24 protein-coding genes, 1 tRNA gene and 1 pseudogene are annotated in these 24,814 nt (G+C 53.9%); 12 read left to right on the top strand and 14 right to left on the bottom strand.

The features are described from left to right. The first annotated feature begins 14 nt into the window (after positions 1 to 14). Positions 15 to 146 (top strand): hypothetical protein, encoded by a 132-nt coding sequence (locus HMPREF0494_RS11750; protein ID WP_007124783.1) that lies wholly within the window; start codon positions 15 to 17, stop codon positions 144 to 146. 134 nt (positions 147 to 280) lie between these two features. On the opposite strand, the gene HMPREF0494_RS09680 is transcribed toward HMPREF0494_RS11750, so the two are convergent. Next, on the bottom strand, positions 281 to 1,414 hold the full coding sequence (locus tag HMPREF0494_RS09680) for an alkaline phosphatase family protein (protein WP_007124782.1): 1,134 nt from the start codon (positions 1,412 to 1,414) through the stop codon (positions 281 to 283). A 649-nt stretch (positions 1,415 to 2,063) separates the two neighbouring features. Here HMPREF0494_RS09680 and HMPREF0494_RS09675 point away from each other — a divergent pair. The 7 genes from HMPREF0494_RS09675 to HMPREF0494_RS09645 all read left to right on the top strand — a co-directional run bounded on the left by HMPREF0494_RS09675 (position 2,064) and on the right by HMPREF0494_RS09645 (position 10,386). Then, the gene (locus HMPREF0494_RS09675) at positions 2,064 to 2,819 is read left to right on the top strand and encodes an SDR family NAD(P)-dependent oxidoreductase (RefSeq protein WP_040459052.1); all 756 of its coding nucleotides are present in this window, start codon (positions 2,064 to 2,066) and stop codon (positions 2,817 to 2,819) included. Between the two features lie 16 nt (positions 2,820 to 2,835). Continuing rightward, on the top strand, positions 2,836 to 3,780 hold the full coding sequence (locus HMPREF0494_RS09670; protein ID WP_040459079.1) for a 2-keto-3-deoxygluconate permease: 945 nt from the start codon (positions 2,836 to 2,838) through the stop codon (positions 3,778 to 3,780). Positions 3,781 to 4,117: 337 nt separating this feature from the next. Continuing rightward, positions 4,118 to 5,455 (top strand): Mur ligase family protein, encoded by a 1,338-nt coding sequence (locus HMPREF0494_RS09665; RefSeq protein WP_007124778.1) that lies wholly within the window; start codon positions 4,118 to 4,120, stop codon positions 5,453 to 5,455. Further along, positions 5,455 to 6,159 carry a type 1 glutamine amidotransferase gene (locus HMPREF0494_RS09660; protein ID WP_007124777.1) on the top strand — a complete coding sequence of 235 codons (705 nt, stop codon included), beginning with the start codon at positions 5,455 to 5,457 and terminating at the stop codon, positions 6,157 to 6,159. Before HMPREF0494_RS09665 ends, HMPREF0494_RS09660 begins: the two co-directional genes overlap by 1 nt. Before the next feature lie 158 nt (positions 6,160 to 6,317). Further along, positions 6,318 to 8,126: a heavy metal translocating P-type ATPase gene (locus HMPREF0494_RS09655; protein WP_007124776.1), complete on the top strand. Its 1,809-nt coding sequence runs from the start codon at positions 6,318 to 6,320 to the stop codon at positions 8,124 to 8,126. 17 nt (positions 8,127 to 8,143) lie between these two features. Further along, positions 8,144 to 9,085 (top strand): ferrochelatase, encoded by a 942-nt coding sequence (gene hemH / locus HMPREF0494_RS09650; RefSeq protein ID WP_007124775.1) that lies wholly within the window; start codon positions 8,144 to 8,146, stop codon positions 9,083 to 9,085. After that, positions 9,082 to 10,386: an Nramp family divalent metal transporter gene (locus HMPREF0494_RS09645; RefSeq protein ID WP_007124774.1), complete on the top strand. Its 1,305-nt coding sequence runs from the start codon at positions 9,082 to 9,084 to the stop codon at positions 10,384 to 10,386. The genes hemH and HMPREF0494_RS09645 overlap by 4 nt, the downstream gene beginning before the upstream one ends. Positions 10,387 to 10,436: 50 nt before the next feature. On the opposite strand, the gene HMPREF0494_RS09640 is transcribed toward HMPREF0494_RS09645, so the two are convergent. The 6 genes and pseudogenes from HMPREF0494_RS09640 to HMPREF0494_RS11305 all read right to left on the bottom strand — a co-directional run. Next, on the bottom strand, positions 10,437 to 11,147 hold the full coding sequence (locus HMPREF0494_RS09640; RefSeq protein ID WP_007124773.1) for a hypothetical protein: 711 nt from the start codon (positions 11,145 to 11,147) through the stop codon (positions 10,437 to 10,439). After that, a complete protein-coding gene (locus HMPREF0494_RS09635; protein WP_007124772.1) occupies positions 11,140 to 12,009 on the bottom strand; it encodes an ATP-binding cassette domain-containing protein in 870 nt (289 codons plus the stop codon). The genes HMPREF0494_RS09640 and HMPREF0494_RS09635 overlap by 8 nt, the downstream gene beginning before the upstream one ends. Then, complete coding sequence (locus HMPREF0494_RS09630) at positions 11,990 to 12,373, bottom strand: GntR family transcriptional regulator (RefSeq protein ID WP_007124771.1); 384 nt, start codon at positions 12,371 to 12,373, stop codon at positions 11,990 to 11,992. Before HMPREF0494_RS09630 ends, HMPREF0494_RS09635 begins: the two co-directional genes overlap by 20 nt. Before the next feature lie 90 nt (positions 12,374 to 12,463). Next, on the bottom strand, positions 12,464 to 15,334 hold the full coding sequence (locus HMPREF0494_RS09625) for a DEAD/DEAH box helicase (protein ID WP_007124769.1): 2,871 nt from the start codon (positions 15,332 to 15,334) through the stop codon (positions 12,464 to 12,466). 15 nt (positions 15,335 to 15,349) lie between these two features. Then, a complete protein-coding gene (locus HMPREF0494_RS09620; protein ID WP_007124768.1) occupies positions 15,350 to 15,880 on the bottom strand; it encodes a phosphatase PAP2 family protein in 531 nt (176 codons plus the stop codon). A gap of 14 nt (positions 15,881 to 15,894) precedes the next feature. Next, positions 15,895 to 16,020 (bottom strand): annotated as a pseudogene (locus HMPREF0494_RS11305) (aldo/keto reductase); the annotation flags it as partial. Between the two features lie 155 nt (positions 16,021 to 16,175). On the opposite strand from HMPREF0494_RS11305, the gene HMPREF0494_RS09615 reads away from it, so the two are divergent. The 3 genes from HMPREF0494_RS09615 (at position 16,176) to HMPREF0494_RS11675 (ending at position 17,796) form a co-directional block, all read left to right on the top strand. Then, positions 16,176 to 17,096, top strand: coding sequence for a DMT family transporter (locus HMPREF0494_RS09615; protein WP_007124766.1), 921 nt, complete (start codon positions 16,176 to 16,178; stop codon positions 17,094 to 17,096). A 141-nt stretch (positions 17,097 to 17,237) separates the two neighbouring features. Then, positions 17,238 to 17,474 carry a hypothetical protein gene (locus HMPREF0494_RS11680; RefSeq protein WP_007124765.1) on the top strand — a complete coding sequence of 79 codons (237 nt, stop codon included), beginning with the start codon at positions 17,238 to 17,240 and terminating at the stop codon, positions 17,472 to 17,474. Further along, complete coding sequence (locus HMPREF0494_RS11675; RefSeq protein ID WP_476738430.1) at positions 17,359 to 17,796, top strand: DUF6198 family protein; 438 nt, start codon at positions 17,359 to 17,361, stop codon at positions 17,794 to 17,796. The genes HMPREF0494_RS11680 and HMPREF0494_RS11675 overlap by 116 nt, the downstream gene beginning before the upstream one ends. A 67-nt stretch (positions 17,797 to 17,863) precedes the next feature. Here the strand turns inward: HMPREF0494_RS11675 and HMPREF0494_RS09605 are convergent, their stop codons facing one another. Beyond that, a complete protein-coding gene (locus tag HMPREF0494_RS09605; RefSeq protein WP_338087001.1) occupies positions 17,864 to 19,300 on the bottom strand; it encodes a sugar porter family MFS transporter in 1,437 nt (478 codons plus the stop codon). A 198-nt stretch (positions 19,301 to 19,498) separates the two neighbouring features. Here HMPREF0494_RS09605 and HMPREF0494_RS09600 point away from each other — a divergent pair. Next, positions 19,499 to 19,571: transfer RNA gene (locus HMPREF0494_RS09600), tRNA-Ala, on the top strand. 58 nt (positions 19,572 to 19,629) lie between these two features. Here HMPREF0494_RS09600 and HMPREF0494_RS09595 read toward each other — a convergent pair. The 6 genes from HMPREF0494_RS09595 to HMPREF0494_RS09570 form a co-directional block, all read right to left on the bottom strand. Then, positions 19,630 to 20,157, bottom strand: a complete 528-nt coding sequence (locus HMPREF0494_RS09595) for a helix-turn-helix transcriptional regulator (RefSeq protein ID WP_007124762.1) — start codon at positions 20,155 to 20,157, stop codon at positions 19,630 to 19,632. Positions 20,158 to 20,327: 170 nt separating this feature from the next. After that, positions 20,328 to 21,731, bottom strand: coding sequence for an MFS transporter (locus HMPREF0494_RS09590; protein ID WP_007124761.1), 1,404 nt, complete (start codon positions 21,729 to 21,731; stop codon positions 20,328 to 20,330). A 158-nt stretch (positions 21,732 to 21,889) separates the two neighbouring features. After that, entirely contained in the window at positions 21,890 to 22,354 is a 465-nt protein-coding gene (locus HMPREF0494_RS09585; protein WP_007124760.1) for a hypothetical protein, read from the bottom strand. 13 nt (positions 22,355 to 22,367) lie between these two features. Further along, a complete protein-coding gene (locus HMPREF0494_RS09580) occupies positions 22,368 to 23,426 on the bottom strand; it encodes a LysM peptidoglycan-binding domain-containing protein (protein ID WP_007124759.1) in 1,059 nt (352 codons plus the stop codon). Positions 23,427 to 23,530: 104 nt separating this feature from the next. Beyond that, positions 23,531 to 23,869 carry a branched-chain amino acid transporter permease gene (locus HMPREF0494_RS09575; RefSeq protein ID WP_007124758.1) on the bottom strand — a complete coding sequence of 113 codons (339 nt, stop codon included), beginning with the start codon at positions 23,867 to 23,869 and terminating at the stop codon, positions 23,531 to 23,533. Next, complete coding sequence (locus tag HMPREF0494_RS09570) at positions 23,870 to 24,562, bottom strand: AzlC family ABC transporter permease (protein WP_007124757.1); 693 nt, start codon at positions 24,560 to 24,562, stop codon at positions 23,870 to 23,872. Positions 24,563 to 24,814: the final 252 nt, after the last annotated feature.

Genomic DNA, 24,814 nt, shown 5'->3' with positions numbered 1-24,814 from the left:
CGAAGGAGACTCCTATGTTTGAATTACCGATCGGAATCGGCCAGGTGCACGCGATGAACGAACTCTTTAAAGCGGATCCCCGGGTGGCGATTCTCGTGTTAATCTTAATCATCACCCTAGCCTTTTACTTCAATTCCCGCCGCTAAGCCCACAAACGAAATGGGGGGGCTCGAATGGGCTTCAGAGTTCGGCTTTGCCGAGCACTGAAGCCCATTTGTGTACCGCGCTGTTCGCGTTTTAACTAAGTAAAAGAGCTTATGTCACAGCCCCATTATATCAACTAAAGCAGCAGGGAGCGAAAGCTGTGCCCGCAGCCGCTAATTGGCCCGTCAGCTAAGCCAAGGACGTCCTGGATTGTTGCCGCAATGTCGGCCAGGGTTGCCCGATCAGCCAGCCGGCCGCCGCGCAGGGACGGCGAATACGCCAGCAGGGGCAGCCATTCCCGGGTACTCTCCTCACCGGAAAAAGCCGGGTCATTCCCGTGGTTCGCCGTAACGATTAACAAATCATCAGGGTGGACCAGGGGCAGGACTTCTGCCAAGTGCTGGTCAAATTTCATCAGTTGCTGGCCGCTGTCTTCGGGGTTCCGCTGGTAGCCAGCCCGGTCGACTTCATGAACGGGAACCAGGTATAACCCGGCGCCTGGTGTATTTTTCAAAACCGACTGCAAGTCAGCAAACGCTGTTTCCCCGGTCACAACCTTGACGGGACAGCCGACAGCGCGGGCCCGGTTGATCACCGTCGGCTGGGGCGGCCGCAGATAAAAAGTCCGTTGGCGGGCGAAACGATAGTAATAGCGCCCCGGACTACCGGCAAAGGGCAGCGTTTGTACCATTTGCAGACGGTCGCTGTCTTGCTGATCAACGAAGCGGCGGATGAACCGACCAACCTGCACTAATTCTTCACCATCAATTGTGGCCTCATGCGCGCTGACCACCATGTCGGACCCCCCACTGGTACTGACCAGCAGGCCGCCAGTCGCTACTTGCGCATCACCGTAGTCTTCGAGGAGGTGCTGGGGCTGGTAGGGCGCATTGACTAGGACCGGCCGGTGAAATTGCTGTTCCAACTGGTGGATAAGGGCCGCCGGAAAGCCGCTTGGATAGGCAGTCGGCTCCTCCTCGTCAACGACCCCGAGTAATTCCCAGTAGTCCTCAACTGCCGACTTATTAGAGGTCATTGACCGGAGGCGGCCATAATAACTATACACTGGTGTTTCCCGCGCGGCCAAGCGGGGGTGCAAGCTGCCCAAGCCCATCTTCTGCAACGTCGGCAGCTGGAGCCGGACCCGGAAGTGGTTGCACAGGTGCCCCATCGTATCGGCTCCGTTGTCAGCAAAAACCGCCGCGTCTGGTGCGGCGCCGAGGCCCAGGCCCTCCACAATTACTAAAATAACTCGCTTGAATTCAGTCATTTACCCTCCCCCCCTTGCTTTTTAAGCCTTCCTGCCGCTTACTGCTAATACTTTTCCGCCTTACCAGCAGGTATCCGGCGAATAGTAGTCAAGAATTTAGTTACTTCATCTGCAGATTGGCCACTATTGAAACATCCATCATTATCCCTCGTTTATTGTTGGCGGCAATCCCGTTTCAATGTTCAGCTCATAAACGTTTCGTAACATCTCCGCCCCCCTTCATTTCCGGTTGGGCAATTCGTTTTTTAATTGTACGATGAAATCATCGTTCTCACCAGCATTGCGACCGGCGAGCAAGTCCAGAAAATTTGTGACGGCTGGCTGGGTAACGCATTAGTCCACTTCGCCAGCGCCAAACTGGTGACGGCTTAAACCGTGACTGATTGCTTTTCGATTTTAAATCGGTAGTCCCCATACATATGAGATCAATTAAAAAACAGCGCAAATAACAATCTTAGCTTCCGGGAGCAATTTGATTATTTTTCCATTGTAAAAATACAACAATAGGCAATTAGGCTAAAAAGGTCACCTTTCAAAACACGTTACTGCAGAATTGAATAGATTATTAAGCTTGCATACGATATGCTTTCTTAGTAAGCGCTTACAAAATCAACAAATAAGCTATTCTATCCAATTAGAGGTGATTATGATGACTTATGACTACCAAGGCAAGAACGTAATCGTAACTGGTGGTGCTAAAGGAATCGGGAAAGAAGTCGTTAGGGGAATCGTCAACGGTGGCGGTAAGGTTGCCCTATTAGACATTGATGACGCAGCCGCTCAAGCAACGGCCGCAGAGTTTGACGGTCAAGTTAGGCCTTATCATGTCGACCAGCAAAATCGGGACGAGGTTAATGAACAATTCAGGATAATTATTGATGATTTCGGTAAGATCGACGTCTTGATCAATGTCGCAGGGGTCATCAGTGCTAAGTCCTTTGACGACCTTTCACCAGAAGAGTGGGATCGGACAATCAAAATTAACTTAACTGGCCCATATAACACGATTCACGCAATTTGGCAGCATTTTAAAGCCAACGGTGGTGGCCGCATTGTCAATGTTTCCTCTGTTGCTGGCAAGATCGGTGGCGGCCTGTTGGGAACTGCAGCTTACGCTTCCTCTAAAGCCGGCCTTAACGGGTTTACCAAAGCCATTGCTAAGGAAGGCGGCAAGTATGGGATTTCTGCCAATGCAGTCGCTCCCTCGTTTACTCACACCTCAATGACGACTTCGCTGTCAGAAGATCCAGAAAAGAATGCTAAAGTAATTGGCATGATTCCACTGGGCCGTGCAGCTGAACCAGTTGAAATCGCACAAATGATCCTCTTCTTTGGTTGTAATGCCGCCAGCTTTATCACTGGAGAAATTGGTGACTGCGATGGCGGGATTGTGATGGATGGTTAAAGAAGGGGTAATGTCCATGAGTTCTACTAACAAAGTAAAGAAAAAGTTTTCCATCCCCGGAGGAAACATTATTATTCCGATGTTTATCGGGGCCTGCATTAACTCCATCTTTCCTTCCTGGCTGAAAATCGGCGGTTTTACCACCCCGTTAGCGCAAGGCTCTGGTGCACTGGTTGGGGCCTTTCTTTTCGTTATTGGGGGTTCCATTTCTTTCAAATCCACGGGTGCCGCTATCAAGAGGGGCGGAACGATTATTCTAACCAAGGTAATCGTTGCGGTCTCTCTCGGTTTATTTGTCGGTAAAGTTCTTAATAATAATTTCCTCGGCCTGAGTGCATTGGCAATTATTGGAGCAATGTCCTGTGCTAATAACGCTATGTATGCCGGAATCGTCCACGATTTTGGCGATAACATTGATGAGGCCGCTGTTGGAATTACGATTCTAGCTGTGGGGCCTTATATTACAATGATTGCTTTAGCCTCCTCCGGGCTGGCTTCATTCTCGTTGATCACACTGGTTGCCACCGTTCTTCCCCTACTAGTAGGGATGGCACTGGCCAACCTCTTCCCGGCAGTTAAGAAAATCCTGAATGATGGGATGAACGCGTCGATCGTTGTCGTTGGATTTGCATTAGGGTGTACGATGAATTTCCAGCAAATATTCACTGGGGGATTATCCGGTATTCTTCTAGGAGTTGTTGTTACCTTTGCAGGTGGTATCTTCACGATCCTTGCTGACAAATTAACCGGGGGTTCCGGGGTCGCTGGTGCCGCAATTTCTAGTTGCGCCGGTGCAAATATGGCCACCCCGGCCGCATTAGCGGCAGTTGATGCTAGTTATAAATCAGTAGTAGGAACAGCAACCGCACAAATTACGGCGGCAGTTGTTGTTACCGCAATTTTGACACCGGTCCTGACCGCTTGGGTCTATCGCCATAATAATAAAAAAGCGGTCCATTAAATATGCTTAAAAAACGGCGATTAGTTTGGCAACTCACCTTAGCGGCGCTTTACCGAAATTAATCGCCGTTTTCTTGACCACAAGCAGCTCGACAGTTTGAGGAGGCTGAGAATTAACTCAGCCCCTTTGCTATTTTAAAACTGGTAATCCGATATATCATCCTCCTCCCAATAATTCTAAAAAAGGTTTACTCAATCACTGAATTTGTCACAAGCGTGGCTGCCACTAGCGTATGGGAAATAAATCCTTTTCAAATTCATCATTTCTTCATATAATATTCAAGAGAATTTCTGACTTAGCGCAGAAGCAAATTTAGACCAGAAAGGAAATTATCCATATGTCTTTCAAAAGCTCTGTTGCGGCGGGCGCTGGACACCTCTCCTACTCCGTCCTCCACAACGTTTTTAACCGGGGAAGCTCCCTTCCCGGCCTCATTGCCCTGAAAATCGATCCTGATATTTTATACCACTACAAGGACCGCTACGACTTTGTGATCGTCGGTGGAACCAATGGGAAAACTACCGCCACGGCCCTCGCCGTCCAGGCCCTCAAGCAAAAGTACCCGGACGTACTCTACAACCCGACCGGCTCGAACATGAAGCGGGGAATCGCCACGATCTTCGTGTCCGCCCCGAAGCCGAAGAAGAAGGGGCTGGCCGTGCTGGAAGTCGACGAAGCCAACATTGTCCGGATTGTTAAGTACTTCAAGCCGAAAGCCTTTGTCTTCACCAACCTCTTCCGGGACCAGCTTGACCGGTACAGCGAACTGTACGCTACCTGGGACCGGATGCTGGAAGGGGTCCGGATGGCACCAAAGGCGACGATCATCGCCAACGCCGACGACCCGATTTTTAACTCCGTCGACCTGCCGAACCCCCGCGTGTGGTACGGCTTTGACGACCAGCCAATGGGCAACCTGGAAGCCCCGTCGAATACTGACGGCGTAGTGTGCCCGAAGTGCCATCACATCATCCACTACGGCTTCATCACCTACGGCGGCCTCGGTGCCTACTTCTGTCCAAACTGCGGCCATAAGCGGCCGGACTTGGACTACCGGGTCACGGCCGTCGACGAAATGACCTCCGCGGACTCAATCGTTAAGTTTGACGATTACGAATTCAAGATTCCGGTCGGCGGGTCCTACAATATTTACAACGCCCTGGCCGCTTACTCCCTGTCCCGCTTCATAGGGGTTGAACAGGCAGACATTAAGACGGCCTTTGAAAAGAGCCCCGAGATTTTCGGCCGGCAGGAGCGGGTTCAAATCGGCGATAAGGAAATGGTCATTATCATGGTCAAGAACCAGATCGGGGTCGATACCGTCCTCGACATGATTAAGACTGATAAGGATCCCTTCTCCTTCGCCTTCATGCTGACGGCCCTGCCCGCCGATGGTGAAGACACCTCCTGGATCTGGGACTGCAACTTTGAAACGCTGAAGGAACACGACATCCCTTACTACCTGGTCGGTGCGTCAAATTACAAGGACGCCGCAACCCGGTTCAAGTTTGGCGGCTTTACCGACGTTAACGTGGAACCCGACCCGGCCAAGCTAATCGACCGCATCAAGGAGATGCCAACGAAACGGCTCTACGTTGTTACCTGCTACACCGCCATGCGCCAACTGCGGAAGGCCCTCGCGGAACAAAAACTGATTGATGGGGGGATGGAATAATGGCCACGTACCAACTACAACTTGCCCACTTGTACGGCAACCTGCTGAATACCTACGGTGACCTAGGCAATATTATGGCGCTCAAATACTACGGCCAGCTGCTTGACATCGACGTCACCAGCCGGGTCGTCAGCGTGGAAGATGACTTTAAGGCGGCCGACTACGACCTGATGGTCATCGGGGCCGGCCAGAAGTTTGAGCAATCCATTGCGTTGGAAGATATTCCCAGCAAGCACGATGAATTAGCCAAGTACATCGAAAGCAACCGGCCGCTGCTGGCGGTTGGTGAAGGCTACCAGCTGCTCGGCCAGTCCTACATCGACCAGCATGGCAACAAGGTTGCTGGCGCCGGGCTGCTCTCCCACCACAGTGAGCTGCCCGCCAACCACGAGCCGATTCAAACCGACCTGCTAATCAAGACCAAGTGGGGCCTCAACTACCACGGCCACGAAAACCACGACCTGGTGACTTATCTGGGCAAGGATGAACAACCGCTGGGCAAGGTCATCGAAGGAACCGGTAACAACCTTGATGACGACACGGAAGGGGCAATTTACAAGAACGTCTTTTGCACCAATATGCACACGGTTCTGGACCGGAACGGCGACCTGGCAAAGCGGATGCTGATTACCGCCCTGGTTAATAAGTACCCTGATGCCGACCTGACGGCACAACGTGAATTGAAGATTGAACCAACCTATTAAAAGATTGATGGCCCGCGACCTGGCACTTGCTTAGATCGTGGGCCGTCTTATTTATTATGAAATTGCGGCTGGAATTCCCCGGAACGCCTGATATCTCTACTCAAGTAATCTATAATAATAGGTACTAGGATAGAATTTATTAAAGGGAAGTTTAACTAATGCAACGCTTATCGAATAAACAAAAACTGTGGCTTACCATTATCATCGCGGGGATTGCCCTAGTCTTACAATACGGCTTCCATTACCCGCTGCTCGCGCAGATTATCGTTACCATTGCCGGTGCGATTGTTGCCTTCACCATGTTTATCGGGATGGTCAAGACGCTCCGCTCCGGCAAGTACGGGGTCGACCTCCTGGCAATCCTTGCGGTCGTCGCTACTCTGGCGGTCGGTGAATACTGGGCTGCGATGGTCATCCTTGTAATGCTGACCGGCGGGGACGCCCTAGAGGACTACGCCGCCAAAAAGGCGAATACCGAGCTCAAGGCCCTGCTGGACAACTCGCCGCGTTTTGCCCACCTCGTCACCCCCAGTGCTACTCAGGACGTCCCAGTAAATGACGTCCCGGTTGGCAGCCAAATTATCGTTAAGCCGGGCGAACTCGTCCCTATCGACGGCACAATTATTGAAGGCAGCGGCGAATTTGACGAATCTTCGCTAACCGGTGAAGCACGGCCGGTCGCCAAAACCGTTGGGGACGCGGTCATGTCCGGCTCACTCAACGGTGATGAGGCGATTACGCTGAAAGTCACCAAGCTCGCTAAGGATAGCCAGTACCAGCAGCTGGTTAAACTGGTCCGCGAGGCGGAGCAGACCCCAGCCCACTTTGTCCGCTTAGCCGACCGCTACGCCGTTCCCTTTACGATTGCCGCCATCCTCATTTCACTATTCGCCTGGTGGTTCTCCAAGGACCCGCGCCGCTTCGCCGAAGTCCTCGTCGTTGCTTCTCCCTGCCCGCTGATTTTGGCGGCGCCGGTCGCGATGGTGTCCGGAATGAGCCGGGCTTCCCGGAACGGAATTGTCGTTAAGACCGGGAGCGTCCTGGAGAAACTCGCCGGGGCCCGAACCGGGGCGTTTGACAAGACCGGAACCATCACCAACGGCCACATCACCGTCGCCCAGATCCTGCCAGCCGGGACCATCACCAAGGAACGGCTCCTCCACTTGGCCGCCAGCGCTGAGCAGGACTCCTCCCACATTCTCGCCCGGTCGCTGCTCGCTTACGCCAACCAGCATAGCATTTCCCTAGCGGCAGCAACTGGGCTGACCGAGGAAACCGGCAGGGGCATTACGGCGATGATTGAGGACCACCAGGTCAAGGTCGGCAAGCGCCAATTTGTCGCCCCGCAAAACCAGCAGGCGGCCCTCAACACTACCGCCATTTACGTTAGCGTTGACGGGACCTACTACGGGGCAATCGCCTTTACCGACCACGTCCGTCCCGAGGCCGCGGAAACGATGACGAAATTAAAGGCCGCTGGGGTCGCCAACCTGATGATGCTCACCGGGGACCAGCGTGCGATTGCCCTGCAGGTTGCCAAAGCAGTCGGCATCACCACGGTTAAGGCTGACCTCCTGCCGCAGGATAAAATTGCGGCCCTCCAATCGATCCCCCAGGCTGAGCACCCGGTCTTTATGGTCGGGGACGGGGTGAACGACGCCCCGTCGCTGGCAACGGCCGACGTCGGAATTGCCATGGGGGCACACGGTTCGACCGCCGCTAGTGAAACTGCGGACGTCGTGATCCTGAAGGACGACCTGGCCAAGGTCGCCAAGGCGGTCAATATCTCCCAGGATACCTTACGGATTGCCAAGCAGGCCGTTCTGATTGGGATTGCCATCTGCACGGTCCTGATGCTCATCGCCAGCACCGGGGTAATCCCCGCCTTTGTCGGTGCCATGCTCCAAGAAGTCATCGACACCGTTTCGATCCTGTGGGCGCTCAAGGCCCGGCAGTTGCATAACTAAAGTGAGGAAGATTGATAATGAAGAAAAAAGGATTACTACTAGTCAACCTGGGTTCGCCCAGTGCACCAACCACCGCGGCTGTGAAGCACTACCTCAGCGTGTTCCTCGGTGACCGCAACGTGGTGACCATGCCCCCAGCCCTCTGGCAGCCGCTATTAAAGGGCATCATCCTCCCGATGCGCTCCTGGCGTTCCGCTACCTTTTACCGGGATATCTGGATGAAGGAAGGATCACCGCTAGTGGTCTATACAGCCCGGCTGACCAAGCAAGTCCAGGACCTGCTGCCCGACTGGGACGTCCGGATGGCGATGACCTACGAACAGCCATCCATTAAGGAAACCCTGATCGCAATGCAGGAGGCTGGCGAGCAGATCACCGTCTTGGCGCTTTTCCCCCACTTCACGCAGAGCACCACCCAGTCAATCATTGACCAGGTCCGGGCCGTGGACCCGACGATCCCGATCATCGACCGCTTTGCCGACGAACCGGAATACCTCCAGCTCCTCGCCGACCAGATCCAGGCGGCCTGGCAAAAGAAGAAGTACGACCGCCTGCTGATTACCTACCACGGGATTCCAACGGCCATGGTCAAGCATGGTGACCCCTACCAGGAAGAAACTGAACGAACCACTGCCCGCTTGCGCCAGCTGCTTGACATTCCAGCGAACCAAATCAAACAGGCCTACCAGTCCAAGTTCGGGCCAATGCCCTGGCTGAAGCCCTACCTGTGCAACACCCTGATGCAGGAGGCCCAGCTGGGCAACCGCAAGTTGCTGCTGGCGGTACCGTCGTTTGTAGCCGACTGTCTGGAAACCCTTGAGGAGGACGGGGTCCAAAATTACCAGGTCTTCCGGTCAAGCGGGGGCCAGGAACTCGACCTGGTGCCGGCCTTCAATGATCAGCCGGCCTTCGCCCGCTTCATCGCCCACCTGGCGCAGAAACGGGGTCCCAAAGCATGAACAAGAAAAGTCTCGACGAAATCAACGGCAGCGTTAAGGTGCCCACGGTCTATGAGTCAGCCTTCTGGCAGAAATTCCTTGCGTATAGCGGCCCCGGGGCCCTCGTTGCCGTCGGTTACATGGACCCCGGCAACTGGCTGACTTCGCTCTCTGGCGGGGGCCAGTACGGCTACCAGCTCCTGGTTGTTCTGTTTTGCTCCATCCTGATTGCGATGGTCATGCAGTCACTGTCAATCAAACTCGGTGTCGTGACCCGGACAGACCTGGCCCAGGCGATCGCCAGCCGGGTCAACAAGCCCGTCCGCCTGCTCCTCTGGATTCTCAACGAGATCGCCATGATGGCAACCGACCTGACGGGAGTTGTGGGCACTGCGGTCGCCCTCAAGCTACTTTTCGGCCTGCCGCTGGTCGCAGGGGTCCTGCTGACGATTGCCGACGTCCTCGTGGTCCTGTTCTTCCTCCGCTTCGGGATTCGGCGGATTGAATTCATCGTCCTCTTTGCTATCCTGATTGTTGGTGTCATCTTTGCCACCGAGGTCTGTCGGGCCCACCCCGCCCTGCTGGCCATTATGGAGGGCTTTGTCCCCCACCAGCAAATTTTGACCAACCACGCGGAGCTGCTGCTCAGCCTAGGCATCATCGGGGCCACCATCATGCCCCATAATATTTACCTCCACTCGGCCCTGGCGCAAAGCCGCCGCTACGACGAACACGACCCGGCGCAGGTGACCGAGACCCTGAAGTTTGCCAACTGGGACTCCATCATCCACCTAATCGCGGCGCTGATCGTTAATGCCCTCCTCTTAATCCTCGGGGGAACACTCTTCTTTCACCATGGGAACCTGACCAGCCTGCAGGAAGTCTTTTACGCCCTCAAAAACCCAGGAATCGTTGGTCAGCTGGCTAACCCACTGATGAGCTGGCTCTTCGCCTTCGCCCTCCTGATTACCGGCCTGATCTCGTCAATTACCTCGACTTTGTCCGGGCAAATCGTGATGGAGGGCTACGTCAACATCCGTCTGCCCCTTTGGAAACGGCGCCTGCTGACCCGGTTCGTGACCCTGATCCCGATCCTCATCATCGGCTTCATCATCCGCTTTAATGAGCACCAGTTTGAACAGCTCATCATTTACGCCCAGGTGGTATTAAGCATTGCCCTGCCGTTTACGCTCTTCCCCCTGGTCGCCATCACCAGCAACCGCCAACTGATGGGCCCCCACGTCAACCGGCGCTGGCAGACGGCAATCTGTTACGCCCTGGTCGCCCTGATTACCGGACTAAATTTAGCAGCATTATTTTAAAACGAGAAAACTCCCAGCCGTCCCCGCGGCTGGGAGTTTTAGTATTGATATTAATCCCGACGCAGTTGCATCCGGTCATTAAAGAGCTTGGTTAAGCCCAGCATAATCGCAAAGTAGATTAACCAGAGCACGTAAGGGAGAACCGGGTTATTGAACACGACCGTCATGGCAGCGACAAACTGCTTATTTTCTACCAGCGCCGTGATCTGGCTGCCCATCGCCAGGATCAGCCGAACCATGATTACACAAAAAATGATGAACATTACCGGCAGGCCGATCCCGACAATCCACTTCCAGGTCCGGTTAAGCAGGCTAAAGCCGTTCCCGACCGCCTGGCAGGTCACCACCCCGGTCAGCAGGATTAAGAAGTTGACCAGCAGGGTCCGCGGGCTCATCGCCGGCTGGTTAGCCATTGACAAGAGCTCATCAAGGATAAAAATCACCAGGGTGGCTAAGAAGAGGGCCAGGGCGCGGCCCCGCCACATCGTCTTCCGCGAAATGCCGTTTTGGATGGCCCACTTAAAGTCAACATAGGGCGTCACAATGAAGTACGCTAAAAGAACTAGGTTGATAAAAACCGCCAGGGTTGATGGAATCCCCTGCAGGGTGACCAAGAAGGATTCCGGATTGCGGTTGAATATCAAGCCCATGAGGGACACAACCACTTCAAAACCGACGATCCAGCCAACCGTAATCAGGATTGCCTGTCCGAGCCGGTGAAAGACGTTCGTCATCACCAAGGTCATCTTTTGCTTACTCATTCTCACTGCCCCCGTTCGTTAAACCGATAAATAATTTTTGCAAGTCATAATGCCCAACCTTAACCTGGTCGGGAATCACCCGCTGGTCGTCGAGCTGGTCAAAGACGTAGGCGGTCTTAACCGTTCCTAGCTGGTCCGCAGATAAGACCCGCAGGCCCGCGACGTACTGGTCAACCAGGTTTGCCGGCCCCGTCACCGTGTAGGCCCGGTCCAGCAACGTTTCGACGTCAGCATCTTCAATCAGGTGGTGGTCCGCCAAAATCAGCACGTGCTCTACCAACTGCTGAATCTCATCGATCAGGTGGGTCGAGAGGACAAAGGTCCGCGGCTTTTCCTGGTAGCTCTTGACCAGCTCCTTATAAAAGAGCTCCCGGTGGTTGGCGTCCAGACCCAGGGTCGGTTCGTCCAGGAAAACATAATTAGCGTTGACGTTCAGTGCCACGACCAGTTTGGCAGCCGTCTGCAAACCGGTCGAGAGCTTGCTCAGCTGGATCTTCGCGTCAATTCCAAAGGCCTTGAGCAAGCGGTTAGCGTTCTGGTAGTCGAAGTGGCCATAGGAGCCGTCCGCCAGGTCAAACATCCGCTGGATCGTTGTCCGTTTCGGGTACAAGTTGCTCTCGCTCATCAAGTAGAACTGGCCTAGGACCCGGTCCTGGTCGTTAGTGCCGAGCTTATCAAGCGCGACCGTCCCGTTCGTTGGAAAAATCCGGCCCGTAATGATGTTAAGCAGGGTTGACTTCCCCGCCCCGTTGCGGCCGAGCAGTCCGTAAATTTTCCCCGGCGCCAGCTGGCAGTTGAGATCCTCTAAAATTACCTGCCGACCATACTTCTTGCTGACGTGGCTAATTGTTAACTGTTCCATCGTTCTCCCCCCGTTCAATTAATTCCAGCAAGTGCTGCTTCGTAATTCCCAGCTTGTGCGCTTCTAGCACCAAGCTCTTCACGTAATCCTTGTAAAAACTCTCTTTGCGTGTTTGCATAATCTTCTCCTGGGCGCCGGCGGTGACGAACATCCCTCGGCCGCGGCGCTTTTCAATTAGGTCTTTATCAACCAGTACGTTCATCCCTTTTAAGACGGTCGCCGGGTTAATATGCAGCTCAGTCGATAACTGTGTCGTTGACGGGACCTGACTGCCTTCTGGAAAGGCCCCGCTAAAAATCATCTCTTCCAACTGAGCGGCAATCTGCTGGTACAGCGGCGCCGATTCGTCAAAATGAAATTGCAAGAGCGCTCCTCCTTAGTTATTTGGTTAATTACTTATGTAACTAAGTATATAGCAACGCAAGAAAAAAGCAAGCATAATTTTGCCTGCTTGCTAATCTTCTTCAAATAGGAGCCGCCGCATCCGAACGGACAGGGGCTGGGCAAGCTGCAGCTCCATCCCAACGGCCGCTTTCTGTTTGGCCCCGAGCTGCTCTTCCTTGACCGACCCCGGTTGAATCGTCGCCGGACCCAGGTAATAAAACTGCTTGCCGACCGCATCGCTCCGTTTGACGAAGAGGTGGAGCTTGACGCGGGGCCGGCCATGCTCATCCGTTGCCAGAAGCCGTTGGACTTCCGGCGAGGACAGGTGGCGGGGACTGCGCGTGTACCAGCGCAGCGACCGCCCATTTTCCAACTGGTTATTGTAGATGGCGTTGCGCCGCTGGTCATCCTCCTTACGGTAGGTGATAAAAATCGGGCACTCCTGCTCCCCCACCCGGTAGCCGTACATCGGGGCACTGACGTCTAGCGGCCAGTTGAGCAGCCGGCAGACATCCTTCCGGTCATATTGCTGGTAAATAGTAAACTGTTGGCTGGCGTCATAGTTCTCACTCAGGGCCAGGCCGGTGTCCACCGCATCATTCACCAGCTCGCTAAACTGCGGGTGTGCCGCTAAGGCTGCCGCTAGCGCTGGCGCCAGGCGGTAGTCAACCAGGCCCGAATGAACGACCAGCGGAGTCCCGCCGTACTGGTCGCGCCGGGTCTGCTTTCCCGCCTTAACCGCAAAGAAGCGCAAACTCAAAATATCATCAACTGACTGGAGCACCGCCGGGCTGACGTAAGCGCCCCGTTTGCGCAGTGCCGCTACCAATTCCTCCTGGCTGCACTGGTGCTCCTGAGCAGTCAGCAGCAGTTTTAGCAGCACTAGTTCGTGGGGCCGCTTGCCGTTGACCAGTTCCTTGGTAAGGAAGGACAGGACCGCCCGTTCGTGGGTGGTCAGGCGGACGGGTTCCCCCATCCGCGCCAAAAATTCCCCATAGTTTGCTAAGCGACTGTTTTCCGCAAAGACGAGGGGCGATACTTCACCGTAGCGGTAAAAGTCGAATAGGAGCGGCGGCCGGCCCAGGCGCCGGTGGAGGTCCTGGTAAGCGGTCCGCAGTTCCCGCAGCGAATCCAGTTTGACGGCGGCCAGCGACTGTAAAATCCGTTCAGCAGCCACCCGGCGGAAAGTAATCGTCGACACACCGATGGTCGCTGGCAGCTGGACTTCCTGGCGGGCCCGGTCTGCTTGCCGGCTGGTATCCTGGTTCAGCGCCAACGGGATCAGGAAATTATTCTGGTAATTGCCGATAAAGTCCAGGACGGTCACGTAGCCCTTCCCCGGAAACTTCCGCAGGCCCCGGCCCAGCTGCTGGGTGAAGACGACGGCCGATTGGGTGTTGCGCAGCATGATGATCTGGTTCAGGGCCGGAATGTCGACCCCCTCATTAAAGAGGTCGACGGTCACAATGTACTCGATGTTCCCGGCTTCCAGCCGCTGAACGGCCCGCTGCCGGCGGCGTGGAGAATCTTCATTCGTCAACGCAATCGCGGGGTGCCCCGCCGCACTGAACTTCGCCGCCAGTTCCCGGGCCTCCTCCTGGCGGGAACAAAAAATCAAGCCCCGAGCCTGGGAACCGCAATAGCCATAGTAGTCCATCTGGTCAAGGATGTACCTGACCCGCTGGTCACTCACCAGGTAGCGTAAACCCGTCGTCTCCGTAACGACCTCGCCATCCTGTTCATAGTCCTGCACGCCGACGTAGTGAAAGGGGGCCAGCATCCCGGCATCCAGCGCCTCCTTCAAGCGGACCTCGTAGGCCAGGTGGTAGTCAAACAGGGCGTAGACGTCCTGCTTATCCATCCGTTCCGGGGTGGCCGTCATCCCCAGCCAAAATTGCGGCTGGAAGTGGTCAAAGAGGCCCTGGTAGCTGGGGGCCGTGGCCCGGTGGGCTTCATCGATTAAAATGTAATCAAACGCGGTTGCCGCAAATTTCGCCAGTGTCCCGGGCTGGCTCAGGGTTTGGACAGTCGCAAAGAGGTACTTGGCACCCCAGTCGTGCCGGTTACCAGTCAGCAGGCCATAATCACTCGCGGGCCCGCCAATCACCCGGCGAAAACTAGCCAGGGTTTTCTTCGCAATCTGTTCCCGGTGAACCACGTACAAGAAGCGGCGGGGCTGAAAGTCCTTGACCGCAAAAGCCCCAAGGTAGGTTTTCCCCGTCCCGGTCGCCGAAACCACCAGCCCCCGGTGCGCCCCGGAAGCAAGCAACTGCCGTAACGAAGCAAGGGCCGCGCGTTGCATCTGGTTAGCAGCAATCGGTGCCACCGGTGCGGGCGCCGACTGCTTGGCCGCAGGCAGCGGCTGCCAAGCAGCCCGGTAAGCTGCTAGCCACTGGGCCGTCAATGGTTGACTAGCCTGTGACAAGGCGGTCAGCTGGCCACTGAGCTGCCTGGTCAGGCTGGCGTCAGTCCGCGAACTGACCCGTAGCGCCCATTCCGTATTTTGGAGTAGGGCCGCGCACGTAAAATTAGCACTGCCGATCACGGCCGTCTGGTAGTCACCGTGGTCAAAGAGGTAGCCCTTGGCGTGAAAACCCGGTTGCCCGACAATGCGAACGGTCAGGTTAGGGATCTTCATCAGTTCAGCGAAGGTTTGGGGCGTATTAAAGCCTAAGTAGTCGCCGGTTAGCAGGGTGCCGCACACCCCCTGCTCTGCCAAGTCCGCCAGGAGGGCCTTGAGCGGTACCAGCATATCGGTCGTAATAAAGGCAACGGCCCAGGTAAAGTGCCGGCAGTGCTGCAATTCATCTTGAATGGTCTGCCAAATTGTGCTGGCAGCCTGGTTGGTCACCAGCTGGGGCGTCAGCAGGTTGTGTCCCGGATAATCCTGACTGTATAGGCCGTTGAGAATGGCCTCCCGTATTACTGTATTCTTATCCATCCCATCTTCCTTTCACTAAAACAGCCACAGGCACGCCCCGCAGAGCAGTCCGCAACAAATGCCCGCAATAATGTCCCGGGGGTAGTGGACCCCGCCAATTATCCTGACCAGTCCCAAAATCAGGGTCAGGACCAGCAGGAAGACCCCCAGCGGCCACGCTGCCCGCCAGGCGACCAGGCTGATGACCGTCGCGGAAAAGGCGTGACGGCTCGGCAGCGAATCCCCGTGCTTCTCCCGTGCTAGCAGGGGGTCAATTGCCCATTCATCATAGGGCCGCGGAGCGTTTAAGCGGTGGCGGAAAAAGCTCACCAGGCCAAAGCCCAGTCCCGGAACGATCACGAGGGGGGCCAGGACTTGCAAGCCCGTCCGCGGGATTGCCCGGTACCGCCAGCAAATCCCGACCAGGACCAGCAGGTAGGCCACATACATTACCAGCACGATCAGCCGGTTCATCCAGCGCAGGATGGCAATCAGGCGGGGATAACGGCTCAGCCAATCGCTGAGGGCGGTGTAAAACTGGTAGTAGTTAAACTTTGAGTCCATCATTATGGCAGCTCATTTCCGGCCGTGTGAGCCGCTTGCAGGGCCGCCACCGCTTGGTCCACGGAACAGGTCCCCATCCGCATGATTCCCAGAGCAATGTTTGACGTCCGCCAGTTTGTATTTCCGATTTTGACCGTTTGCATTTTCTTCTCCTTATAAAGCCTGTGCCAACAAATTTCTTCTTAATTATACTTCAGGCCGCCACCTGCTTAAAGAAATTATCATTTGCCCGGCAGGGGTTCAAACGCCAGAACGTCCGTGCTATATTGGTTGCGATACTGTTTTTAGGGAGGATAATATGAACAAGCAAAGCAAGGGCATCTTACTCGCGGTTGGCGGGGCCTCCTTATGGGGGATCTCCGGTGCCGCGGCCCAATACCTGTTTTCAACAACCAGCATCTCCAACACCTGGCTGGTCGCACTGCGCCTGCTAGCGGCGGGCCTGCTCTTAACCTTCTGGAGTGCCATCAAGTTCCCCGGGGAAATCAGGCAGCTGGTCACTAGGAAGGTCAACCGGCGGCTCCTGCTCCTCTTTGCGGTTTTGGGGATGGCAAATTCCCAGCTATCGTACTTTTTAGCCATTAAGTACAGCAACGCCCCCACTGCCACCGTTATCCAGTACCTCCAACCGGTCTTCATCATTCTCTGGCTGGCATTGTCAAAGCACCAGTGGCCCCGGCGGATTGACTGTTTCAGCATCGCTATCGCCCTCCTCGGAACCTTCTTTTTAGCTACCGGCGGCCGCCTTGACCAGCTCAGTCTGACCCCGGTAGCCCTCTTTTGGGGAATTTGGTGTGCCGCGGCGGCTGCGCTCTACACCCTACTCCCCCGGACCCTGCTCCAACAATTTGACGCCCTGGTAGTTTGCGGCCTCGCGATGCTAATCAGCGGCGCCTTACTGTCCCCGGCCCTGGTCAGCATTCCAATGCCGCGCCTGACTCCTTGGGACTGGCTGCTCGTCGCCTACATTGTCATCGGCGGGACGATGTTTTCCTACACCCTCTTCTTGCAGAGCATCCGCTACATCTCACCCGCCGCAACGGGCATTCTCAGCGCGTTTGAGCCCCTGGTCGCGACGGTTTTAGCGGTCGGCCTGCTGGGCACCCAGCTGACCTGGGCCGCCATTTCGGGTTCCCTGCTAATCCTCTTTACCACCGTCCTGCAGGCGGTTCCCTTCCGGCAGGTGGCCCGCTTGCTTCATTTTCCGCATTTAAAATAGAAAACAGGCATTTCACCAAGCTGGCGAGGTGCCTGTTTTTAAGTACCAGGATAATTTTACTTAATTTACTAATGTTATTTTACTTCCTGCCGCGTTACAATACGCTTTGAAAACGGATTCAAGCAGTCAGGAGGGAATAATATGTACCAAATTCGCCGAATTATGATGGCCCTTTGCGGGGTCATCCTCTGTGGTCTTTGCGTAGGAATGCTGCAAAAGGCCAAGCTGGGGGTCGACCCCGTTCACCTGCTTCGTCACGGGGATCGCCAACCTCTTCAGCTCTTCTTACTCCACCTTTTACCTGATCCTGACCGGCAGCCTGCTAGCGGTGGTCTTGGTTTTACGCCGGCATTATATTGGAATTGCAACCATTTTTAACCTGCTGCTGACCGGGATGACAGCAGACCTCATGCGCAACCTCCTCGATGCCCTCCTGCCCCATCCCGGGCTCGCAATGCGCGGCGGTCTAATGCTCACCGCGATTGTCTTGACTTGCTTGGCCGCAGCCTTGTACTTTACCGCCGACCTGGGCGTCTCGGCATATGACGCCCTCGCCTTAATTGCCGCTTATAAGTACCGGCTGCTTCCCTTCAAGTATTGCCGCATCATCACCGATAGCATCTGTGTCCTGGTGGGACTGGTCTTTGACGTCACCCTCGGGGTCGGCACCGTGATTACGCACTTTTTATGGGGCCCCTGACCCAGTGGTTTCGGACCAACCTTGCCGAACCGCTCCTCGCGGGAAGCTTACATCCCGTTCGCGAACGTTAATTCATCATTTGCAGACTGCTCCCCTGATGGTGATGGCGATGGTGGTGACTGGCCTGCAGCCGGGCCCGTAGTTCGAGCTGGATCCGCTCCAAGCTCTTGCCCTGCGTTTCGGGGACCAACGCCCAGGAGAATCCCCAGGCGGCAACGTTAAAGGCGATGAAGAAGGCAAAGGTGCCCACTCCGCCCCAGTGCGCCAGCATTACCGGAAAACTGAAGCCCACCAGGAAGTTCGCCAGCCAGAGGCAAAAGGTGGCAATTCCCATTCCCAGTCCCCGGAGTTGCTGGGGGAAGATTTCCGACAGCAGCACCCAGGTAGTCGGGGAAACACAGGATTGGAAAAAGGCCAAAAAGGTCATGGTCGAACCGATCACAATGACCGGAAGTGCCCGTGTATGTCCCAACAGTAGGATACCGAGCGTAATGGCGAACAGAGAACAGCCGGTTCCCGCGATGCCCGTCAGCAGCATCTTACGGCGGGCAACCGTATACATCAACCGCATTCCTACGGCAGTGGCGATAAAGGAAGTCAAGCCATTGCCAACGTTGGCAATTAAGGCAGCCCGGTGGCCAAAGCCGACTTTCATGAGGATACTGGTCCCGTAATACATCATGATGTTAATGCCGACAAACTGCTGGATTATTCCTAGGCCCGCGCCAAGCAACACTAACCGGCGTACCCAGGGATGACAGAGGTCATGAAAACCGGCGGTCCTGGTCCTTCGCTGCCGTTTGAGAACGGCGGTCACACTCTGGACCTCTGCTAGGCTCTGCTGGTGGGCAGGGCGGATTTGGTCAAGAATATTGACGGCCGCTTGGGGGTGCTTTTTCATAATCAACCAACGTGGCGATTCAGGGACAAACCAGGTCCCACAAAAGAGGAGCAGCGCCGGGAGCATCCCAAAGGCCAGCATTTCCCGCCAAATACTGGTGATACCGGGAAAGCAGGCTCCCAGAAGGGCGTTGACCGTAAAGGCCAGCAGCTGTCCACCCGTAATCATCAGTTCATTTTGGGTTACTAACCGGCCCCGCAGGCCCGCGGTTGCAACTTCTGCCAGGTAGGTCGGCACGATTACCGACGCCCCGCCAACAGCCAGGCCTAGGATAAAGCGAAAGCTAATCAGCCACCAGGCACTAGGCGCAGTTGCACAACAGAGGGTTCCAAAGAAAAAGAGCACTGCTAAGTAGCACAGAACTCGTTTCCGACCATAGCGGTCCGCAAGCTTACCCGCCGTTAAGGCCCCAATTGCGGCGCCTAGGGTAATGATTGAGGTGACCAGCCCCTCTTCTGCCGAGCTAAGGTTTAACTGCTGGGGCGCTGCCATGTACGGTAAGGCCCCGTTGATGACCCCCGTGTCGACCCCAAAGAGCAGGCCCCCTAAAGTCACAATTAACGCTATTTTCCTTAATCGTCCAATTGTCTGACTATGAATAATTAACCATCCTCCTTATAATTGCGGGAAAAGCAAACCCTCCCCAATTTAATGCCAAATCGGGGAGGGTTTGCTTTGAGGGATCTTTCCACTCGGTTAATCACCAAGTCCAGTATAGCACAACCATTGGGGAAATGTTTTTCAGCCAATGTCGATGGGTACTGGCAATTTTTCAAACTACTGGTATAATAAATTTGGAACGGGCCATTAGTTCAGTTGGGAGAATGTCTGCTTCGCATGCAGGAGGTCGCGAGTTCGAATCTCGCATGGTCCATATTATATTAAGAGGCTGGGATTTCCCGGCCTTTTTTACTTCTTCGGAAGCGCACTGCTTAGGCTTGGGCCCTTTGTTTCTTATTAAGCTGGTTTTTGTCCAGCCGGTTGACCGTTAGGGGATATTTCACGTCCAGCTTCGGGCTGATTCTTTTAATTTCAAGCCACTTCTTCAACGGGTCAAGGGCCATCCAACCGCCGATCCATAGGACACCCATAATCGAAGAGATCACTGAACTGTGGACTAAGGAAAAAAGGCAGCCCCAGAGCAGCATGACCACGATATAACAGGTATTGTAGATTCTTTTGAAGTTCTTGTATTCTTCATGCCGTTGGTGGAGCTGGGCTTGCAATAATTCATCAGCGGACTGGATTTTCGCTTGCTGCTTAAGCGCCGCCGTCTTGGGAAAGAGGTCGCCCACCTGAACGTCGAGCGCACCGGCCACCAAATTTAAAGTTGAAATACTGGCGTCATCCCCTGCTTCTAAACGCTGAATCGTTCTGACGGAAACCTTTGCCTTTTCCGCAAGCTGCTCTTGCGAGAGATGCCGAGCAGTCCGTAATTGTTTGATCTGATTATTAACCATGTTAACTCCTCCTTCCTTCTTTCACCCTTGATGATACGCCCTGCGCTTTTTGCTGACCACGTCACTTGGACGACAACAACCCGCCAGTTAGCCGCCAGCAAATTTAATTTCCCGGGAAATAATCATCACGCTAATTATTTTCTGCACTAACTAGCCTTATCATCCGCGGCTTAACTGTTCTGGACCGCCCGCAGCTTCGTCCGGGGAACAAAGAGCACCGCGAGAATGAGACTGACGATTATCAATCCCACTAAGATAATAAAAGTCCACCGCGCCCCCATCGCCGTGGTTTGCTGCCGGACAAGCTGGTGGTTATGCTGACTAATTGCAAGCAAGGTGCCGGCAAGCGCCGTACCAAGGGCACCAGAGAATTGCTGCAGGGTGTTAAAAATTGCGTTCCCCTGCGGGTGTTCTTCAGCCGCAAGCGCCGTTAGGCCACTCGTCATCAAGCTGCTAAAGCTCATCCCATACCCGCCATAATAAAGGGTATCCAGCAAGATGATCGCTAAATTCGATAACCGTAGCCCCAAAACGGCCAACAGGATAAGGCTTGCCAAGCTAGCCAGCATTCCCAGCAGGATTGGCAGGCGGGCCCCCAGCTTGTCTAAGATTTTTCCGGCTAGTGCCGCCATCACGGCATCACAGATGGCCCCAGGGAACATAATCCAACCGGCAAGCGATACGGAGCCATGGTTCACAGTTTGCACGTAAATCGGGAAAATGAAGCCTAACGCTAAGGTAGCAATTTTGGCAAAGCAATAACAAGTTAATTGCATACTGAAATGCAGGTTGGCAAAGAGCCGCGGGCTAATCAATGCCTGATGGTCCCGCCACGAGATTTTTAGCCAAATCCCAAGGCCAATCAGTCCACCGCCCAAGCAGCCCGTGACTTGAACTGACCAAAACGGCTGCTTGGCAAGGCTGGTAAAGCCGAGCATTAGTAACACTAGGCTAACCGCAATTGCAAGCCATTGACCGTATTTAAACCGGACTTTTTGCAGCTTATTAAGCTGGGGAATCGAATACGAACCGGTAAAGGCGCTAATAAGTGCTAGCAAGCTGGAAATAATGAAAATCCACCGCCAAGTCAAGCGGTCAGTCACAATTCCACCAAAAACCGGCCCCAGGGCGACCGCGGCCGCCGTAATCATTGTGCCGATTCCCATCATAAAGCCAAGTTTATCCTTGGGCACTTTTGTCAGAATAATGTTATACATTAACGGCAGGCCAATTCCGGTCCCGACGCCTTGGAGGGCCCGTCCCAATAGAAGGAGGTCAAAGCGCTGCGCAAAGATATCGATAAGCAACCCGGCCATAAAGAAAGCAATCCCGGCCATGAAAATTTGCTTCGTGGTAAACCGCAACCCGATTTGCGAACTAATGGGCACAATCGTTGCAATTACTAACAGCACCAGGGTATTCACCCATTGGACCTGGTCAGTCGTAACCGCAAATTCGCTAATTAATGTGGGAAACGTCACGGTGGTCGCTGTTTCATCAAGGATCCCCAAGAAGGAAAGCATCCCGGCAGACAGGATCGCCATTATTAATTTAGGTGTTACTTTTTTTGCCATTTTAACCGCTCCCTGAACTTAACAGTTGCTTTAACTATAACCTGATTAGGACAAATTTACTAATTAATTGGCTTAGCGTGATTAAATCATCAGTGGAATTGGTAAATGAAAAAAGCACCTCCTCCCGTATTTAAAGAGTAGGTGCTTATTATCGCTAATTAGCGAATTTGCTCAAAGGTGGTTGCCTTTCGGTCAACCCCTTGACCAGCATTGGCAATTTGGTAGCTGAAACTGCTTGAGTGAATTTTCTTGCCGAACGCCAGCACGTGGTTATATTGCCAGAGTGACACCTTATTGTCTTGCGTCTTAGACAGGGTCAGCCGGCTGCCCTTCGCTTCATAGTTCCACTTTCCCTGGTCAGCTTCGCCCTGGTAGACACTCTGGAAAGCACTGTCGCTCCCGTTGGCCTTGAGGGCCTTATCCTTGCTTGGGGTAACGACCACTTCATCGCCGCTCTTGGCAAAGGTCATGTAGGCTTTCTGGTTGCCAGAGATCGACGTGTATTCATAAACGTGCCCCGGCACGTGACTGGCAACCGCGTGGCTGGCATAGAGGTAAAAGCCGCCGAGGACCACCACAATGGCAACCACCACCGCAATAATAACTTTTGTTTTTTTCTGCATTGTCTATCCCCTACTAGTCATCATCATCGGTCGTGTCAGTGTCCTGACTGTCATTAGTAGCTTGGTTGTTACTATCGTCATCACTTTGCTGACTACTGTCGCTATCGTCCTTGTTGCTGTCTTTACTGCTGCTCTCATCCTGGTGGCTAGCGTAGACGTGAAGCTCGTTGCCATCCTTTTCGATGTAGATGGTCGTACCATCCTTATCCTTGCCGTTGAGGGCGTCTTCAATTTCCGAAAGGACGTCATCATAGTTGCCCTTCTTAGCAGCCTTCAGGATTGCTGCAGAATCAACGTCTAGGGAATCAGCATCGTCACCGCCATTCCCTTCTTCAAAGGAGAGTTTGGAATCCCCAGCGACACTCTCAAGACCGCTGACAATGTCCGCAGCGGAAAGCAACGCGGAATGACGCTTGTGTCCATGGCTGGCAGCTGCCGACTTGGTCTTAGTTTGAACACTGGCGCTGCTGCTCGATTCCTGACTAGACTGACTATCACTGTTAGTGTCAGCGGAGCTTTCCTTAGCTGCGGCCGGCGCGGCAAAAGTATTGCTGGAATGGTCATCGGTCTTTGAATTATCAACTTGTTCGTTGTAAATCTTCTTAACCGACTTTGGCGCATAGATGTTAACGGTCTTGGGGCCGTTGTTGATGGTTACCCGGGTCTGCGCAACCGCATTAGGGTTAACATTTGGCTTATAGCCTGCCGGAACGTCCCCGTTGCGGTTAAGAATCAGAACGTCCCCTGCATAAATCAGGTTAGCGTTTTGAATATTGTTATCGTAGCAAAGCTTGGCAATCGAAATCCCCGTTGCTGCGGAAATACTGGACAGGGTGTCACCCCATTGAATGATATAGCGCGTCCCGTTCAGGTTGTTCATATCAATGTGCTGCATCGCCATATTGTTTGAAACCTGTTGCGGCGTGTTGGCAATCCAGTTGGTAATGTCAGCCTGTTCGGCCGGGGACCCAGTGGCGTTATCAGCCAGCACAACCGAAGGCGCCATTACTGGGCCAGCCAGGACCGCCGTCATTAAAACGGCCGCCAGCCGCTTTTTATTATTAATCTTCATAAATAGATCCTCCCAGAATAATAACCTAAATTAAAACAGATTTATTTTAACGCTTGATTGATATTCGTTCAATAGTATTTGGCCATTTCCCCCGTTCACCGGCCCTAGAAGACAAAATTAACCAGCAGAATGTAACTGAGCGTGCCCAAGGCCAGGGAGAGAAACATCTTCCGCTGCCACAGGTGGACCGCCACCGTGATCAGCCCCGCCAGCAGCTCAGGCAGGCTTGCGCTCAGGTTCGTCAGGTTAACGTTGCGGTAGCAGTAGACCACCAGCATGGTCATAATTGCCGGCGGCAGGAACTCGCCCAAGCCCTTGATAAAGGGGGCCACTTCGTCTTGTTTAGTTTTCCGCTGGGTAAATAGGTGAAAGGGCAGCCAGCGGGTAATAAAATTGGTGACCGCCGCGAGCGCGATCGTAGCCATTTGTTCGATGATTCCCATTTAGTGCCGCCCCCTCTCCCGGTAGCCAAACCAGTAGTATTCAAGTACCAGTAGCAGTAAAGTAACGATCATAAAGTATGATTTGCCAACCACCAATAGGCAGGCAATCGTAATCACGAAGCCGCTGAGTGCGCTCCAGTGATCCTTTTCCTTTAAAATCTGCTCCACCGCGAGGACCAGGAAAAGGGCCGTCATCACAAAATCCAGGCCCTTGACCTGCAAATTAAGGATTCCCCCAAGGCAGCCGCCACTGAGCGCGCCCAGTGCCCAATAAAAGTAGTCTAGGACCGAAATCCACGTCCGCACCGTGGTCGGATCGTAACCGTCCGGAATTTTGGTATAGTAATTCAGGACAAAGGTTTCGTCGCTCAAGCCAAAGATCAAGAGCCACTTTTGCCAGCCATGGTGAGGATACTTGGTTAGCATGGCGACCCCATAAAAAAATTGGCGAAAGCCCAGGACCGCCGTGATCAATAAAACGTTGAGCGGGTTAAAGTGCTGTAAGAGCAGGTTAGCAATAAAGAATTCGACAGACCCGCCATAAATTGTCAGTGCCATCAAAGCCGGGTACCAAAAAGCAAAGCCGAGGTTGTGCATATACAGTCCATAGGCAAACCCCAGTGTGACGTAACCAAAAAGGACCGGAATACTCGCGGTCCAGGCATAACGAAAATTTGAAACTTTCCCTTCCACTTACATCGCCCCTCTAACCTTGTTTAAGTGTTATTTTTACACCAATTTTGTAACTTGAGCAACTATTTTCTGGCTGGTTGCTGGTACGACCCTGTCCGGCTACCAAGTCTAAATATGGTATCCAGAAAACCAGGGTTTGCTAAGCGCTACAAGTTTATTCTGGATTAGGGTTCAAGCCCCAAAGCCGATTGATTTTCCTATTTAGGGGGCTACAATTTTAAGTACTGATATATTTAACATCAGTGCTTATTC

It is taken from the genome of Limosilactobacillus antri DSM 16041 (assembly GCF_000160835.1).
Taxonomy (GTDB): Bacteria; Bacillota; Bacilli; order Lactobacillales; family Lactobacillaceae; genus Limosilactobacillus; species Limosilactobacillus antri.
This window is presented reverse-complemented; position numbering and strand designations above follow the sequence as displayed.

What these genes read in the sequence shown, in the direction of transcription:
- HMPREF0494_RS11750 (WP_007124783.1), top strand. Translation starts at nt 15, where the DNA reads ATGTTTGAATTACCGATCGGAATCGGCCAGGTGCACGCGATGAACGAA.
- HMPREF0494_RS09680 (WP_007124782.1), bottom strand. Translation starts at nt 1,414, where the DNA reads ATGACTGAATTCAAGCGAGTTATTTTAGTAATTGTGGAGGGCCTGGGC.
- HMPREF0494_RS09675 (WP_040459052.1), top strand. Translation starts at nt 2,064, where the DNA reads ATGACTTATGACTACCAAGGCAAGAACGTAATCGTAACTGGTGGTGCT.
- HMPREF0494_RS09670 (WP_040459079.1), top strand. Translation starts at nt 2,836, where the DNA reads ATGAGTTCTACTAACAAAGTAAAGAAAAAGTTTTCCATCCCCGGAGGA.
- HMPREF0494_RS09665 (WP_007124778.1), top strand. Translation starts at nt 4,118, where the DNA reads ATGTCTTTCAAAAGCTCTGTTGCGGCGGGCGCTGGACACCTCTCCTAC.
- HMPREF0494_RS09660 (WP_007124777.1), top strand. Translation starts at nt 5,455, where the DNA reads ATGGCCACGTACCAACTACAACTTGCCCACTTGTACGGCAACCTGCTG.
- HMPREF0494_RS09655 (WP_007124776.1), top strand. Translation starts at nt 6,318, where the DNA reads ATGCAACGCTTATCGAATAAACAAAAACTGTGGCTTACCATTATCATC.
- hemH (WP_007124775.1), top strand. Translation starts at nt 8,144, where the DNA reads ATGAAGAAAAAAGGATTACTACTAGTCAACCTGGGTTCGCCCAGTGCA.
- HMPREF0494_RS09645 (WP_007124774.1), top strand. Translation starts at nt 9,082, where the DNA reads ATGAACAAGAAAAGTCTCGACGAAATCAACGGCAGCGTTAAGGTGCCC.
- HMPREF0494_RS09640 (WP_007124773.1), bottom strand. Translation starts at nt 11,147, where the DNA reads ATGAGTAAGCAAAAGATGACCTTGGTGATGACGAACGTCTTTCACCGG.
- HMPREF0494_RS09635 (WP_007124772.1), bottom strand. Translation starts at nt 12,009, where the DNA reads ATGGAACAGTTAACAATTAGCCACGTCAGCAAGAAGTATGGTCGGCAG.
- HMPREF0494_RS09625 (WP_007124769.1), bottom strand. Translation starts at nt 15,334, where the DNA reads ATGGATAAGAATACAGTAATACGGGAGGCCATTCTCAACGGCCTATAC.
- HMPREF0494_RS09620 (WP_007124768.1), bottom strand. Translation starts at nt 15,880, where the DNA reads ATGATGGACTCAAAGTTTAACTACTACCAGTTTTACACCGCCCTCAGC.
- HMPREF0494_RS09615 (WP_007124766.1), top strand. Translation starts at nt 16,176, where the DNA reads ATGAACAAGCAAAGCAAGGGCATCTTACTCGCGGTTGGCGGGGCCTCC.
- HMPREF0494_RS11680 (WP_007124765.1), top strand. Translation starts at nt 17,238, where the DNA reads ATGTACCAAATTCGCCGAATTATGATGGCCCTTTGCGGGGTCATCCTC.
- HMPREF0494_RS09595 (WP_007124762.1), bottom strand. Translation starts at nt 20,157, where the DNA reads ATGGTTAATAATCAGATCAAACAATTACGGACTGCTCGGCATCTCTCG.
- HMPREF0494_RS09590 (WP_007124761.1), bottom strand. Translation starts at nt 21,731, where the DNA reads ATGGCAAAAAAAGTAACACCTAAATTAATAATGGCGATCCTGTCTGCC.
- HMPREF0494_RS09585 (WP_007124760.1), bottom strand. Translation starts at nt 22,354, where the DNA reads ATGCAGAAAAAAACAAAAGTTATTATTGCGGTGGTGGTTGCCATTGTG.
- HMPREF0494_RS09580 (WP_007124759.1), bottom strand. Translation starts at nt 23,426, where the DNA reads ATGAAGATTAATAATAAAAAGCGGCTGGCGGCCGTTTTAATGACGGCG.
- HMPREF0494_RS09575 (WP_007124758.1), bottom strand. Translation starts at nt 23,869, where the DNA reads ATGGGAATCATCGAACAAATGGCTACGATCGCGCTCGCGGCGGTCACC.